The 14,593-nt window shown below is 75.6% G+C and carries 13 protein-coding genes; 8 read left to right on the forward strand and 5 right to left on the reverse strand.

The window, feature by feature from the left end; all coding sequences use genetic code 11:
- Positions 1-153: 153 nt before the first annotated feature.
- The 3 genes from AC07AL_RS16800 to AC07AL_RS16810 form a co-directional block, all read right to left on the reverse strand.
- Positions 154-1,788, reverse strand: coding sequence for an alpha/beta hydrolase (locus AC07AL_RS16800; RefSeq protein WP_478317719.1), 1,635 nt, complete (start codon positions 1,786-1,788; stop codon positions 154-156).
- Positions 1,789-1,888: 100 nt separating this feature from the next.
- A complete protein-coding gene (locus tag AC07AL_RS16805) occupies positions 1,889-2,530 on the reverse strand; it encodes an NAD(P)-dependent oxidoreductase (RefSeq protein WP_363617266.1) in 642 nt (213 codons plus the stop codon).
- Positions 2,531-2,617: 87 nt separating this feature from the next.
- The gene (locus tag AC07AL_RS16810; protein ID WP_478317720.1) at positions 2,618-3,562 is read right to left on the reverse strand and encodes an EamA family transporter; all 945 of its coding nucleotides are present in this window, start codon (positions 3,560-3,562) and stop codon (positions 2,618-2,620) included.
- Between the two features lie 111 nt (positions 3,563-3,673).
- Between AC07AL_RS16810 and AC07AL_RS16815 the strand changes: the two genes are divergently transcribed.
- Positions 3,674-4,177: a MarR family winged helix-turn-helix transcriptional regulator gene (locus AC07AL_RS16815; protein WP_363587492.1), complete on the forward strand. Its 504-nt coding sequence runs from the start codon at positions 3,674-3,676 to the stop codon at positions 4,175-4,177.
- A gap of 39 nt (positions 4,178-4,216) precedes the next feature.
- On the opposite strand, the gene AC07AL_RS16820 is transcribed toward AC07AL_RS16815, so the two are convergent.
- Positions 4,217-5,092 (reverse strand): L-histidine N(alpha)-methyltransferase, encoded by an 876-nt coding sequence (locus AC07AL_RS16820; protein ID WP_363587494.1) that lies wholly within the window; start codon positions 5,090-5,092, stop codon positions 4,217-4,219.
- Between AC07AL_RS16820 and pdxR the strand changes: the two genes are divergently transcribed.
- From pdxR to AC07AL_RS16845, 5 genes are all read left to right on the forward strand, one after another.
- Complete coding sequence (pdxR, locus tag AC07AL_RS16825; RefSeq protein WP_478317722.1) at positions 5,091-6,641, forward strand: MocR-like pyridoxine biosynthesis transcription factor PdxR; 1,551 nt, start codon at positions 5,091-5,093, stop codon at positions 6,639-6,641. The two genes, AC07AL_RS16820 and pdxR, sit on opposite strands and share 2 nt — an antisense overlap.
- 155 nt (positions 6,642-6,796) lie before the next feature.
- Entirely contained in the window at positions 6,797-8,002 is a 1,206-nt protein-coding gene (locus AC07AL_RS16830; RefSeq protein WP_478317723.1) for a glycoside hydrolase family 3 N-terminal domain-containing protein, read from the forward strand.
- Between the two features lie 344 nt (positions 8,003-8,346).
- Positions 8,347-8,817: a hypothetical protein gene (locus AC07AL_RS16835; RefSeq protein ID WP_363587500.1), complete on the forward strand. Its 471-nt coding sequence runs from the start codon at positions 8,347-8,349 to the stop codon at positions 8,815-8,817.
- Positions 8,818-9,074: 257 nt separating this feature from the next.
- Complete coding sequence (locus AC07AL_RS16840; RefSeq protein ID WP_063350638.1) at positions 9,075-9,419, forward strand: ArsR/SmtB family transcription factor; 345 nt, start codon at positions 9,075-9,077, stop codon at positions 9,417-9,419.
- 107 nt (positions 9,420-9,526) lie between these two features.
- On the forward strand, positions 9,527-9,670 hold the full coding sequence (locus tag AC07AL_RS16845) for a DUF6126 family protein (RefSeq protein ID WP_159398578.1): 144 nt from the start codon (positions 9,527-9,529) through the stop codon (positions 9,668-9,670).
- Between the two features lie 7 nt (positions 9,671-9,677).
- Here AC07AL_RS16845 and AC07AL_RS16850 read toward each other — a convergent pair whose 3' ends face one another.
- A complete protein-coding gene (locus tag AC07AL_RS16850) occupies positions 9,678-12,218 on the reverse strand; it encodes a cytochrome P450 (RefSeq protein ID WP_478317724.1) in 2,541 nt (846 codons plus the stop codon).
- A gap of 340 nt (positions 12,219-12,558) precedes the next feature.
- Between AC07AL_RS16850 and AC07AL_RS16855 the strand changes: the two genes are divergently transcribed.
- Both AC07AL_RS16855 and AC07AL_RS16860 read left to right on the forward strand, forming a co-directional pair.
- Positions 12,559-13,296: a sigma 54 modulation/S30EA ribosomal C-terminal domain-containing protein gene (locus AC07AL_RS16855; RefSeq protein ID WP_478317725.1), complete on the forward strand. Its 738-nt coding sequence runs from the start codon at positions 12,559-12,561 to the stop codon at positions 13,294-13,296.
- Positions 13,297-13,387: 91 nt separating this feature from the next.
- Complete coding sequence (locus AC07AL_RS16860; RefSeq protein WP_063350641.1) at positions 13,388-13,819, forward strand: hypothetical protein; 432 nt, start codon at positions 13,388-13,390, stop codon at positions 13,817-13,819.
- Positions 13,820-14,593 lie beyond the last annotated feature (774 nt).

Raw genomic sequence — 14,593 nt, forward strand, 5'->3', positions numbered from 1 at the left:
TTTCCGCGTTTTTTGTGCACTTCGAGGGCCGCTGCCGGAACAAGACACCCCGAGGGGTCCCCGCCCGGGCGGGCCGCCCCCCGGTGACGTTCGGCCCCCCGCCGTGCCTCACCCGACGCGCGCCCCGACGGCCGCGGTCGAGCGGCCGGGCACTCAACCCGCCTGCGGGGTGGGGCAGACGAGGTCGCGCTCGGGGGCGCGGCCGCCCAGCAGGTAGCTCTCGACGACGTCGGTGACGCAGGAGTTGGCGGTGGGGTACTGGCCGTGGTCGCCGCTCCCGGTGACGGTCACCAGCTTGGAGCCGCGCAGCGCGCGGTGCGCGCCGAGCGCGGCCTCGTAGTACGTCGCCGGGTCGTGCACCGAGTTGAGCATCAGCACCGTCGGCAGGTGGGCGCCGGTCACCTTGACCTTGGGGGCGGGCGCGGTCGGCCAGGCCGCGCAGACCGCGCTGAAGGCCAGCGTGCGCGCGCCCGCCAGCGGATAGCGCGCGGTGTTCTCCGCGCCGCGCTGGACCCAGGTGTCCATGTCCTTGGTCCACGGGGTGTCGTTGCAGGTCACCGAGAAGTACTCGGCGAGGAACTCCGGGCTGAGGTACTGGCCGAACAGCCGCCCGGCCATCGTCCTGGCCGCGGGGTCGGCCCCCGGCCAGTCGTCGACGGCGGTCAGGGCCTGGGCGAGGAAGGGGAAGGTGTCCCGCTCGTAGATCGCGCTGATCGCGCCGTTGTCCAGCTGGTTCGGGCCGATCGTCAGGGAGCCGTCGACGATGGGCTGGTCGTGCAGCGCGGCGCGCCGCTGCTCCCAGTGCGCCTGCACCTCCTCGGGGGTGGAGCCCCAGTGGTAGGTGGCGTCGCGGGCCGCCAGCCACGGCACGAAGTCCTCGTCGAAGCGGCGCTGGAAGCTCATCGGCTGGCCCAGTTCGAACTTCTCCCAGGTGCCGTCGAAGCCGATGTTGCTGTCCAGGATCATCCGCTCGACCCGGTGCGGGAAGAGCGTCCCGTAGTAGGCCCCGATCATCGAGGCGTAGGAGGGGCCGAAGTAGCTGAGCTTCTGCTCGCCGAGCAGGCCGCGGAACAGGTCGATGTCGTGGGCGGTCTGCTCGGTGTTCAGGTAGGGCAGCAGGTCGCCCGTGCGCTCCTGGCAACTGGCGGCCAGCTTCTTGGAGTTGGCGACCACCCGGTCGATCGCCGCCGGGGACTGGTCGCGGAAGTCGCCGGCCAGGAAGTCCTGGAACTCCTCCGGCGTCTGGCACACGGCCCGGGTGCTCTCGCCGACCCCGCGCTGGTCGAAGCCCACGATGTCGTACGCGGCGCCGACGGCCGGGGCGGCCGTGGCCAGGTTCGCCGGGCGCAGCAGGCCCGACGCGCCGGGGCCGCCGGCGGCCATCAGCAGCGTGCCCTTGCGCTTGGCCGGGTCGCCGGCGCGGTGCCGGGAGACGGCGATCGTCACGTCGGCGCCGGCGTCGGCGTGGTGCCAGTCGCGCGGGGCGGTCATGGTGGCGCAGTCCAGCGCCGGCTGCTTGGCGCAGGGCTGCCAGGCGAGGGTCTGGTGGGTGTAGCGGGCGGGGGCGACCTCGGCGTCGCCCGGGTTCCGGCCGGCGTCCGGGGCGGCGCTGGCGGTGGCCGGTACGGCGAGGCCGGCCAGGACGGCGGCGGCGACGGCCAGGGCGGCGCGCCGGGTGCGGGAGGCGGTGGCGCCGGCCGCCGGGGTGTGCGAGGCGGTGGTGTTCGGCGCGGTGGTGCTCGGCGTGATGGGGTGCGAGGCCGTGGTGTTCGATGCGTTGGTGTTCACGGGAATGATCCTGTCCGAGCTCGCCCTGACGGTCGATCATGCGGGGTTCCGTGTCCGGGGTGGTGCTGGGTACACCCCGGACACGGAGGATCGCCCCAGGTCAGTAGGCGGCGGTGAAGCGGGTGCGGCGGTGCGCGGGCTGCTCGGCCTCGTCGAGCAGCGCGACGGCGAGGTCCTCCATGGAGATCACCGAGGCGCCCTCGGCGTCCACCAGCAGTTCGTCCCGTCCGAGCCGGAAGCGGCCGGTGCGCTCGCCGGGTTCGAGCAGGGCGGCGGGGCTCAGGTAGGTCCAGTCGACGTCCGGGTCGGCGGCGCGGTAGAGGTCGAGCTGCTCGCGGCAGGCCCGGGCGATCGGCCGGAGCTCGGCGGGGAAGCCGGGGTCGTCGGCGAGGGCCGTCCCGCCGCGGCCGGGGAGGGTGAGGCTGCCCGCGCCGCCGACGGCCATCAGGCGCACGCCCGTTCCGGCGAGACCGGCCAGCAGGCCCCGGGTGGCGGCGGACAGCTCGTGCTCGCTGCCGGGCGCCGGGCGGGTGGCGGTGATCACCAGGTCCTGCCCGGCGGCGAGGCGGGCGACGTCCTCGGGGTCACGGGCGTCGCCGACACCGAGGGCGACGGCGGCCGGCAGGCCGTGCGGTTTGGCGGGGTCGCGCAGGACGGCGGTGATCCGGTGGCGGCGGGCGAGTGCCTCGGTCACCACCCGGCTGCCGACGTTGCCGGTGGCGCCGAACACGGTGATGTGCATGGAGGTTCTCCTGGTGCGGTGGGTGCCAGCGGCTGCTGGGCGGGGATCGGGGAGTGCGGGAGGGGATTCGGCGGAGACGAGGCGGGGTCAGGCGTTCTCGCGGACGGGCGGTGCGGAGGCGGAGGCGGGGGCGGCCGGGGCGTCCGGGGCGGCGGGCGCGGAGGGCGTGGTGGTGCCGGGGCGGCGCCGGGTCTGGGCCGCGATCAGCGAGCCGAGGACGATCAGTGCGCCGAGCGCCTGGAGCGGGCTGAGGTCCTGCCCGAGGGCCAGCCAGCCGATCGCGGTGGCGACCACCGGGCTGAGCAGCGAGAGGAAGGAGACCGAGGTCGGCGGCAGTGCCCGGATCCCGCGGAACCAGAGCGCGTACGTGAGCGCCGCGCCGATCAGGCTGAGGTAGCCGTAGCCGAGCAGGTTGCCGCCGGTGAGGTGGGACGGCGGGGCGCCCTCGACGAACAGTGCGACCGGCACCAGCAGCAGTCCGCCGGCGGTGAGCTGCCAGCCGGTGGTGGCGAGCAGCGGGGCGGGGGAGACCCAGCGTTTGGAGAGGACGACGCCGGTGGCCATGACGACCGCGCCGGCGAACGCGGCGGCCACGCCGACGGCGTCCAGTTGGGCGTCGGCCCGCAGGACCAGCAGGCTGACGCCCGCGATCCCCGCGATGCCGCAGATCACCGTGCGCGGCGTGAGCCGGTCGCCGAGCAGCGCGGCCGAGAGTCCGGCGGTGATCAGCGGCTGGACGGCGCCGACCGTGGCGGCGACCCCGCCGGGGAGGCGGTAGGCGGCTATGAAGAGGAGGGCGAGGAAGGCGCCGATGTTCAGCGCGCCGAGGACCAGCGCGCGCCACCACCAGCTGCCCTTCGGCAGCCGGCGGGTGACGGCGATCAGCAGCAGCCCTGCGGGCAGGGCCCGGAGGACGGCCGCGAGGAGTGGACGGTGGGGCGGGAGCAGTTCGGTGGTGACGATGTACGTCGACCCCCAGACGGCGGGGGCTGTCGCCGTCACCAGCACGATTCCGAGGCGATTTCTTAGCACTAAGCAAATGTATCTCAGCGCTAAGGCATCTCTCACCGCTTTGGCGGGGTGGCGTGGCTCACAGTTACCTCATCGCTAAGGAATCCCTCCGGGATCCCCTACCCTGAACCTGTGGCAGATGCAGATCATGTGGACCGAGTAGTCGCGCAATGGGCCGTCGAGCGCCCCGACCTGGACGTCTCTCCGATGGAGGTGTTCGGCCGGCTCAAGCGCCTCTACCGCCTGGTGGATGCGGAGCTCAACCGGACCTTCGGCGAACACGGCCTGGACGCCGCCTCCTTCGACGTCCTCGCCACCCTCAAGCGCAGCGGCCCGCCCTACCGCCTCACCCCCACCGGGCTGATGCAGTCCGCCATGGTCACCTCCGGCGCCATCACCCAGCGCCTCGACCGTCTGGAGGCCCGCGGCCTGGTCACCCGCACCCAGAGTGACCAGGACGGCCGCAGCCGCGTGGTCGCGCTCACCCCCGAGGGCCACGCCCTGATCGACCGCGCCCTCCCCGACCACCTCGCCACCGAGCGCGCCCTCCTCGCCGGCCTCGACGACCCCGGGACCGCTACCCTCGTCGACGCCATGCGCACCCTCCTGGCCGCCCTCGGCGACAGCCCGGAGTGAGCGGGCGGGCGCGCGGGCGGACCTCCCCGCCCGACCGGCCTACGGGTTGACCGCCACCGCCTTGAAGAAGGTGTAGTGGAACGTCCCGCCCGGCTCGGCCGTGCGGCGCAGTTCGGCGATGCCGTGGTCGAAGGCGTCGGGGGTGGTCAGACCGGCGGCCAGCGCCTCGGCGCGGACGGCCTCGACCATCGCGACGAAGGTGCGCCGGGTGAAGCCCTCGACCAGGGCGGGGCGGGCGCCGTCGGCGTGGACGGTGCGGGGGCGGACAGCCACGTCCCGGAAGCCGGCCTCCGTCAGGAGCGGGTACAGGCGGCGCCCGAGCAGGGCGTCACCGCCGGCCGCCGCCTGGAGCCGCACCAGCAGGTCGACCGCGTCGCGGGCCGCCGGGCCCTGCGGGTGGAAGAAGGCCGAGCCGTGGTCGCCCTCGATCACCGTGATCGTGCCGCCCGGCCGCAGCACCCGCCGCAGCGCGGTCAGCGCGGCCACCGGGTCGGCCAGGTGCTCCAGCACGAAGCACACGAAGACGTGGTCGAAGGAGCCGTCCGGGAAGGCGAGTCGGTGCAGGTCGCCGTGGTGCCAGGTGACCCGCGCGGTGGGCGCCTCGGCCGCCACCCGGGCCCGGGCCCGCGCCAGCGAGTCCGCGGAGACGTCCACCGCCGTCAGCAGCACGCCGGGGCCGGCGGCCAGCAGGTGCGCGGTCTGCGCCCCCACCCCGCAGCCCGCCTCCAGCACCCGGCTGCCCGCCGGGTACGCGGTGCCCGCGTGCAGCAGCTCGGCGAGGGTGTCCGCCTGGTCGCCGAGCCGTTGCGCCTCGGTCTCCGAGTAGCCGTGGACGTAACCCGGGGCGTAGTCGTGGCCGGGGCCGGGGCCTGCGGCGTCCTGCCGGTCGTTCAGTGATGCCGTTTCCGTGGTCATGGCCCCACCTTCGCGCCACAATGGCCCGGTGAACAGGTCCAAAGAAGCGCCAGACGGCAGGTCCAAACAGGCGGACCCGGGCGCCGACTTCCTCCAGCTCGACACCGCCGACGCCCCGCCCGGCGGCCTGACCGGCTGGCTCGCCCGCCGGCTGCGCGAGGCCATCGCCGACGGCCGTCTCCCCACGGGCAGCCGGCTGCCCGCCACCCGGGGGCTGGCGGCCGAACTCGGCGTCTCCCGGGGAGTGGTGACCGACGCCTACCGGCGCCTGGCCGAGGAGGGCCAGATCGCCGGCCGGGGCAGGGGCGGCACCGTCGTCGTCGCGGCCCCGGCGCCGCCCGCGCCCCCGTGGTCGGCCACATCCCCGTGGTCGGACAAGTCCCCGGCCTCGTCGCGCGCCCGGCCGGAGCCTGTCCTGTTCCACGCCGACCCCGACCCCGAGGTGTTCGACCTGCTGCGCGGCACGTCCGCCCGGATCGACCTCACCCCCGGTGTGCCCGACCTCGCCGCCTTCCCCCGCGCCGCCTGGCTGCGCGCCGAACGCGCCGTCCTCGACGGCCTCGCCGCCGCGGACCTCGGCTACGGAGACGTCCGCGGTACCCCCGCGCTGCGCCAGGCCGTCGCCCACTGGCTGGCCCGCAACCGGGGCATCCGCGCCGACCCGGACGAGGTGCTGATCGTCGCCGGGACGGCCCAGGCCCTCGCCCTGCTCGGCCGGGCGCTCGGCCGGGTGGGCGTCACCGAGGTCGCCGTCGAGGACCCGGGCTCGCTCGGCGCCCGCCAGCACCTCGCCCACTGGCTCGCCGCGACCCCGCCCGTCGCGGTCGACGCCGAGGGCGTCCGGGTCGACGCGCTGCGCGCCACCGGCGCCCCGGCCGTCCTGCTCACCCCGGCCCACCAGTACCCGACCGGGGTCGTCCTCGGCGGCGAGCGGCGGCGCGAACTGCTGCGCTGGGCGGGCGAGGGCGGCCTGGTCATCGAGGACGACTACGACGCCGAGCACCGCTACGACCGCCCGCCCGTCCCCGCGCTGCGCGCCGCCCTGCCGGAGCAGGTCTGCTACGCGGGCAGCATCTCCAAACTGCTCGCCCCCGCGCTGCGCACCGGCTGGCTGCTGGTGCCGCCGCGGCTGCGCGAGGCCGTCCTGGAGGCCAAGCGGTTCGCCGACCTGGGCAACCCGGTGCTGCCGCAGCTGGTGCTGGCCCGGCTGATGGAGTCCGGCGAACTCGACCGCCACCTGCGGCTGTTGCGCCACCGCCACCGCCGACGACGGGACGCGATGATCGCCGCCGTCCACGCCCACCTCCCCGGCGCCACCGTCCACGGCGCGGCGGCCGGCCTGCACCTGATGCTCACCCTGCCGCCCGGGGCCCGCTGTACGGACACCGAACTGGCCACGGCGGCGCTCGCCGAGGGCGTCAAGGTGCAGCCGCTGTCCTGGCACGCGCGCCTGCCGTACCCGCCGGGGCTGGTGCTCGGCTACGCGGCGGGTGCGCCGGGGGAGATCGCGGAGGGAGTCGCCGTCCTGGGGCGGTTGCTGCGCCGGTAGGGCTGCTGAGGGCGTCCGGCGCCCGGGTCCCCCGTCCGCGCCGGCGCGGGTGTGCTCCTCCGGGGTCCGGGCTATGGTGGCGACGGGCTCGGGTGCCTTGACAGGCGTGGGTGCCTTGACGGGCCGTATCCCGCTGCCGACCTCAGGGAGGCGTGATGGCCGTGCTTCGGCGCACCGTCCAGTTCGGCGCGATGCTGGTGGTGCTGGCGGCCACGCTCGGGCCGGTTCCGGCCGGGTCGGCACCGGCGTCCGCACCGGCGTCGGCACCGGTGTCCGCGCCGGCGTCGATACCGGAGTCGATACCGGGGCGCGGAGTTGCCCCGGGAGAGGGGGCGGTGGCGGCGGAGATGGCCGATCAGGACGCGCGGCAGCTCGCTGGGCGCCGGATCGTACTCTCGTACGCCGGTCCGACACCGCCGCCGGGCGTGCTGCGGACGATCCGGGAGGGGCGGGCGGCCGGGGTCATCCTGTTCGCCGAGAATGTCACGAGCCCGGCGCAACTCGCCGAGGCCGTCGGTCAGTTGCGGGAGGCGGCGGCGCAGTCGCCGGTGCCCGAGGGACTGCTGCTGATGACCGACCAGGAGGGCGGCAAGGTGCGCCGCCTGCCCGGCGCGCCCGAACTCTCCGCCCGCCGGACCGGATCGGACCCCGACCCGCTCGGCGCGGCGGGCCGAGCCGGTGTCGGCGCCGCCGGGACGCTCGCGGACGCGGGGCTCAACGTGAACCTCGCGCCGGTGCTGGACGTCTACGACACCCCGGGCAACTTCATCGACCGCCATGAGCGCTCCTACGGTCAGGACCCGGCCGGTGTAGGCGAGTTGGGCAGCGCCTTCCTCGCCGCCCAGCAGGGCCTGGGCGTGGCCGCCACCGCCAAGCACTTCCCCGGGCTGGGCTCGGCCGCCAACGGCGAGAACACCGATGACCGCCCCGTCACCCTGTCCGTGCCGCTGGACGAGCTGCGCGCCCGCGGCGAGGAGCCCTATCGGGCGGCCATCGCGGCGGGTGTCGGGCTGGTGATGGCCTCCTGGGCGGTCTACCCGGCGCTCGACCCGGACCGCCCGGCCGGGATGTCGCCCGCCGTGGTCCAGGGCGAGCTGCGCGGACGCCTGGGCTTCCAGGGTGTCACGGTCACCGATGCCCTGGAGGCCGAGGCCCTCGCCTCGTACGGCGGCGCGGGCTCCCGTGCGGTCGCTGCCGCCGAGGCCGGGATGGACCTGATCCTCTGCTCCGCCCGCGACCCGCAGCAGGCCGAGGACGCCACCACGGCCCTCGCCGACGCCCTGGACTCCGGCCGTCTCGACCGCGCGGCCTTCGCGGACGCCGTCACCCGGGTCGACGCCCTGCGGGCCTCTCTGGACTGAGCCGGCGGCGGCCGACCGGCGGTGGTCGGCCGGCGGTGGCCGACAGTGGCCCGCCCGTGGGCGCGGGCGCCGTGCGGGCCGTCCCCAGGCCGACGCCTGCGAGGCGGGCGACCGCCCCGCGCCGGGCGCCGGGCAGACCGGCCGTGGCAGGTGCGCGGATCCCGACCCTCCGGGGTGGGATTACGCCATCGAAGGTCTGGTTTCGGTCGGCTCGGCACTTCGAAGGCAGAATCCCGGTCGTGGCATGGGAATCGCATGGCAAAGTACCGTCATGGCACATGTGAAATGTCACATGTGACCTCGCCTGTTCTGATCGTTCCTCGTACCCTCCGAAGGAGAAGACAATGAACCGCATCACCCGGATCGCCTCGGGCGCGGCCGGTGCCGTCGCCCTGCTCGCGGCGCCGGCGCCGGCGCTCGCCGCGTCGGCCGGCGGCGCGGCCGGGACCGTCGCCACGGTGACGACCTGCGGCTACAACGGTCTCCAGGCCGGGCTGTCGACCAAGGTCTGCGCCGAGGTCACCGGCGGCAGTGTCGTGCTGTACGGGCAGATCGGCCTGGCCGGTCCGCCCACCCCGGACACCCCGTGGCCGCCGAAGCCGCAGGAGCTGCTCACCCGCCTGTCGGCCGGGGTGGTCGGCGGCGAGTCGCTCGGCTCGGCGAGCGTGCGCGCCGTGTTCACGACCGCCACCGTGCGGGTCGACGGTATCAGCGTCACCGTGCCGTGCGGTTCGGTCCTTCACGCGACCTTCTCCGTCGAGTCGATCTCGCGGGGTCCGGCCCCGGTCGAGGTGGATGTACCTGTAGGCTGCTGACGGAACCTCACCATGACCGCCGAGTCCGGGAGTTGGCAGCGTCCCGGGCTCGGCTTCCGGCGTTCCCGCACGCCCTCCGGATGTGACGTGGACCACTCGGGGGCGGCCCCGGCGGGCCGGGCGACCGCCAGGCGACGGCCGGGCGCCCACTGTGACGACTTGAAGAAACCTTCATCTGTGGCGATGATGCTTGCCGGCCGCCGTTGAGGGCGCGGCCGCACGCCCAGCGAGCCGTACCCGAGGGAGGGGCGCCGACGATGCCCGTCCCGCTGTACCAGGCCAAGGCGGAGTTCTTCCGCACCCTCGGCCACCCGGTCCGGATCCGGGTGCTGGAACTGCTCCAGGACGGGCCCCGGCCGGTGCGCGAGCTGCTGGCCGAGATCGAGGTCGAGCCCTCCAACCTCTCCCAGCAGCTCGCGGTGCTGCGCCGTACCCAGCTGGTCGCCGCCACCCGCGAGGGCAACACCGTGGTGTACGCGCTCAGCACCCCGGACGTGGCCGAGCTGCTGCGGGCCGCGCGCCGGATCCTGACCGAGCTGATCACCGACCAGGGCGCGCTGCTCACCGAACTGCGCGAGCCCGGCGGCCGGCCGCACCGTTGAGCCCGCCGAGGCCCTCGGGCCGGCTGAACCCGAGGAGCCCGGCGAGCCCGGCCAGCCCGTTGGACCCGCGCCCGACCCGGCCGGCCGACCCGAGGAGAACCCCCGCCATGAGCGAGAGCACGAGCGACGGCACGCGCGAGGAGAAGCGCCGGCGCAAGGCCATGCTCATCCGGGCCGGCATCTACATCTTCGCCACGCACCTGTTCGCCGGCTTCGTGTTGCTGCTGTTCGCGCTCGGCGGCCGCAAGTAGGCACCTCCTACGTCCGAGGGCCGTCCTTCACGAGGTAGCGGTCGCTGGTGCTGGTCCAGGCCTGGACGCCCTCGATGAGCTCCCGGGTGCCGTCCAGGTACCAGCGCCCGGCCGGGTGGCGGCGGCGCAGGTCGCTGCGCAGGGCTTCGTTCTCCCGCCGCAGCCGGGCGACCCGGGAGCGGACGGCGCCGACGGCCCGGCTGCGGGTGCAGCCGCGGATCCGTTGCAGGGTGAGGACGGTGTTGAAGGCGGCCGCGGCCTGGCGCTCCTCCCGCTCCAGTGAGTACAGGTCGTTGATCAGCGTGGCGGCGTCGGCGGTGTTGGCGCGCAGCCGGTGCAGTGCGGGCTCCGCGTGGAGGGCGGCGGGGGCGTCGGCGCCGTGGACCCGTTCCAGTATGTTCATGAACGGGTAGAGGCAGCTGCCGTGGCGGCGCAGCCGCATGGTCTCGGGCAGTCCGAGGGCGGGGACCGTGCCGTGGGCGCGGTGTTCGGCCTCGGCGGGGAAGGTCTCCAGACAGGCCTGCCATTCCCGGGCGGCCCGGACGCGCCAGTTGAGCGACATGCCCTGCGCCTGGCGGCTCCACAGGTCGTGCCAGGCGCGGAGCAGGTGGTCGCCCGAGCGCGGTGCCGGGCCCTCGCCGACCGGCGCGGAGGCGCCCGTCCGATCGGCCCCGGTGCGGCGCAGGGCGTCGATGAGCGGGTCGACGACGTCGCGGGCTTCGGCGGGGCGGCGCCCCGGCGGGCCGTCGAAGCGGTCGTCGAGGATGGTGAACCAGCCCAGCATGTCCACCAGCAGGTCGAGGTTGGCGCCGTGGGCGCGGGGGAAGGCGTGGCCGATCAACTCGTGCAGGGCGTAGGCCCCGTAGCGGGTCATCTCGGGCGGGGTGAGGAGGTTGCGGCCGACCACCCAGGCGGCGTGCCGGGCCGCGGCGGTGCGCAGTTCGCCGGACCGCTGCGGGAGTTGGGACGCGGCGGGGGCCGGGTCGGGGATGCTCACCGGGCAGCGGGCCGCCGGCGGGGCCTCGACGCCCACCTCGTCGTCCCCCACCCCGTCGTCCCCCACCTGGTCGTCCGGCACCCGGTCGTCCGGCACCCGGTCGTCCCCCGCCCGGTCGTCCGGCGGGCTGTCCGGGCGGGGCACCCGGGCGCCGCGCGGGGCCAGCCGCACGCGCAGCCCGTGCGCCTGGACCGTCGTCCACACCACCTCCCGGGCCCGGGAGTCGGGGACGGCCACCGGTCGCCAGCGGCGCAGGATCGCGGCCGCCGCGACCGTCAGCTCGGCCCAGGCGAAGGCCTCCCCGATGCACTTGTGCTTGCCGGCCCCGAACGGGAGGAAGGAGTGCCGTCCGGCCCCGCCCGACTGCCAGCGATCCGGGCGGAAGCGCAGCGGGTCCGGGTAGCGGTCCGGGTCGCGGTGCAGCGCGGTGAGGCTGTAGAGCAGTTCGGTGCCGGCCGGGATCCGGTACGGGCCGAGGTCCACCGGCACCTGGGCGGTGCGCATCAGGAAGGCGTTGGGCGCGTGCAGCCGCACCACCTCCTGGGTGACGCTGCGGGTGTAGGTGAGCCTGGCGAGCGCCTCGGGGGTGGGGGCGGCGCCGGCGGGCAGGTGCTCGTCGAGTTCGGCGAGCACCCGGGCCTCCACCTCGGGGTGGCGCAGGAGTTCGTCGAGGAGCCAGGTCAGCGTGGTGGAGACGGTCTCGGTGCCGGCGCCGAACATGGTGATCGCCTCGGACCGGACGTCCGCCTCGGTGAGTGGCCGGCCGGTGCCCGGGTCGGTGGCGGCACGCAGCAGGGCGGGCAGGGTGCCGCCCCGCTCGGCGGACCGGGTGCCCGTCGGCCTGACGGCCTGGTCGACGACTCGGTTGAGCACCCGGACGGCGGCGTCGAAGCGCCGGTTGACGGGCAACGGCAGCCGGGCGAGCGCCGGGTGCGGGTAGAGGGACTGGACGATCTGGCCCTTCACCAGGTCCGGCAGGGCCTGGTGGAAGGCCAGGGTGGCGTCCTCGCTCAGCCGGGCGTCGAACAGCGAGCGGGTGACGATCTCCAGCGCGAGGTGGTTCATCTCCTTGGCCACGTCGAGGACTTGCCCGGGGTGCCAGCGCCCGGCCCGCTCCTCGGTGACCTGGTGCATCACGGCGACGTACTCGGCCATTCGGTCCGGCCCGAAGGCGGGTTGGATGATCCGGCGGCGGTCGCGGTGGGCCTGGCCCTCGGACATCAGCAGGCCGTCGCCGAACGCCGTCTTGAGGGTGTCCTGGACGGCGCCGCGCGGGCAGTCGTAGGCGAGGGCGACGAGCAGGGTGTGGACGAGCGGGGCGTCGGTGACCACGCAGACGGTGCGCGGCCCGAGCCGGATCCGGACGACGCCGCCGTGCCGGGAGAGCGAGCCGAGGAATCCGAGCGGGTCGCGGAGCAGGGCGGCCGCGTGGCCGAGGCCGGGGACCGCGCCGGGGGCGAGCGGGGGGACGGCCGCACGGGTGGTGCGGGGTGCGGTCGGTGCGGTTCTCGGGGGGAGGTCCCGTTGCCGCGTCTCGGTCAGCAGGGTCATGTCAGTACCTCTCATCAGAGGAGCCGGTGCGGACGATACCGGGGGCCCCGACGGGCCGGCCGGGAGGTGGGGGGCCGGCTCGCGCGGATCCGCGCGTGCCCCGGCTGGAGGGGCGCACGTCATGGCAAACGCGCCGGTCCGACGGGCGTTGCGCCGAACGCGGGCGGATCACTCCAACGGTCGATCATCCGCAGTGGCTCCGACCGCCCCGGAACGTGCTGCTGACCTGCGGTGAAGGCCCCACCGGAAAGATCCGGGCCGGGCCCCTCGCGCAGGGTCTTTGGACCCTCGCCGCCTGGCCGCCCGAGGGCCAGCATGGTCGGGGAGAAGGAGGACCCTGATGACCAGTCTGCGCCACCGGCCCGCCCTCGACGTCCGGGTGGAAATCCGCGGCGAGCTGCCGCGCGAGGACGCCGAGTACGCCCGGGCGCAGGCACTGGACACGGCGGCCGGGCTCGGCCCCGGAACCCGCGTGCTGCGCATCAGGCTCACCCGCGTGCGCGACCGGGCCATGACCCGGCCCGCCCTCGCGCAGGCCGACGCCGACCTGGCCGGCGTCGGCCCGGTCCGGGTGCAACTCGCCGCCGTCACCGCCCGTGAGGCCGTCGACGTCGCCCTGGGCACCCTCGCCGGCCGGGCCGGCCGGCTGCGCGAGCAGGGCGACATCGGATTCGCCGACGCCCACGAGAGCGCCTACCGCCCGCAGTACGCCGCCCGCCCGCTCGCCGAACGGCGGATCGCCCGGCGCAAGGAGGTCGTCCTCGCCCGCCGCACCCCCGAGCAGGCCACCCGCGAACTGCTCGCGCTGGACCGGCCGTTCCACCTCTTCGCGGACGCCGCGACCGGCCGGGACGCGCTGGTCGACCGCTGCCCGCTCAGCGGCGCGCCCGGGGCGGGCCGGTCCACGGGCGCCGACCCGGCGGGCCCGCTCGACCTCACCGAGGCGGCCCGGCGGCTCTGGCTGACCGGCGGCCCGTTCGTCTGCTACGCCGACCCCGGCGACGGCCGCGCCCGGGTGCTCTACCGCCGCTACGACGGCCACTACGGCCTGATAACGCCGGTAGCGGAGCCTCGTTGACGGGCAGGAGAACCACCGGGGCGGGCCCACCGGCCCCGATGGCCACGACCGCCACGACCGCCACGACTTCCACGACAGGGGAACCGGGACCATGGACTGCGACGAGGTCATGCTGACCGTCCGGATCACCGCCGCCGAACGCGCGCTGCTGCGGGCCCTCGCGCGCGGCCACGGCGGGGACGTCTCCGAGGTGGTGGTCGACGGCCTGCTGGAGGTCATCCCCGCGCTGCACGACGACGCCTCCGCGCTGCCGCTGCGGCGCGTCCTGGCCCGGCCCGCCCCCTGCGCCCTGACCCTCTGGCTGCCCGCCCCGATCGCGGACCTGCTGCCGCTGCTGGGCGAGCGGATCGCGCGGACCGGCGGCCCGTCGAGCGGACCGGCCAGCGCCGCACTGTCCGCCGCGCTGCGCCTGTGGCTCGCCGGGGATCGGGCGGGGCTGGCCGCCGGGCTGGCCCGACTGCACGGCGGCTGCGCCGGCGGCCGGGCGGCGGCGCAGCAGGCCCCGGTGCGGGCGGCGGCCTGACCGGTGGTTGACGGAACGTCGGTCAGCTGCCCCAGCTGGCATGTCCTGGGCGGGAATTGGCCAGTTCAGGACTCTGTTCAGGGCCCCGTGGCACGCCCTAGCATTTCCTTCACGGCCGTCTGAGCCCAGGCCCCGGGACTCCGGCCGGGTGGCCGCCACCACCCCGTTGCCGGGGAGCGCACACCCCCCGAGTGCGCTTCCCGGCAACGTCACGTCCGGGGCCGTCCCCGGGGTCTCTCGGACCGTCCTCGGTCCGCCCCTCCGGTGCCCTCCGCTCCGCGCGACCCGGCCCGCCGCGCGCGGGCGGCCGAATTCCGCAAGAGGTTTTCGTTATTCCCGTGCGGCCCGCCGCTCTCCTGAGTGCCGGAAGGTTCGGGCCCCGCTCCGCGGGGTGCCCGCACCTCGTACGAGGAGGGGAAACGCGATGGGACGCCGGAGCGCGGAGCCGCGCCTCCCGTAGCGGCAACTCGCCTCCGGTGTCGGCCGGTTCACTTCACGTCGGGTGGCGGCGCGCTGGTGCTCGGGCTCGACGGCCGCTGGTACTACGGTGGTCGGCTAGGGCGGGTCCGACGATTCTCGCAGGGCGCGAACCGTCGGACCCGCCCCGGGGGGAGTTCCAGCAGCCCGAACGGCCGGCCGTGCAACAACCGGCCGCTGCTGAAGGCCTCCTGAGACCGTCCGGCGGCGGGGGGGGGGGGGGGGGGGGGGGGGGGGGGGGGGGGGGGGGGGGGGGGGGGGGGGGGAGGGGACGAACGGTTACAGAACCCACCGACA

The organism is Kitasatospora sp. NPDC043949, from assembly GCF_056435365.1.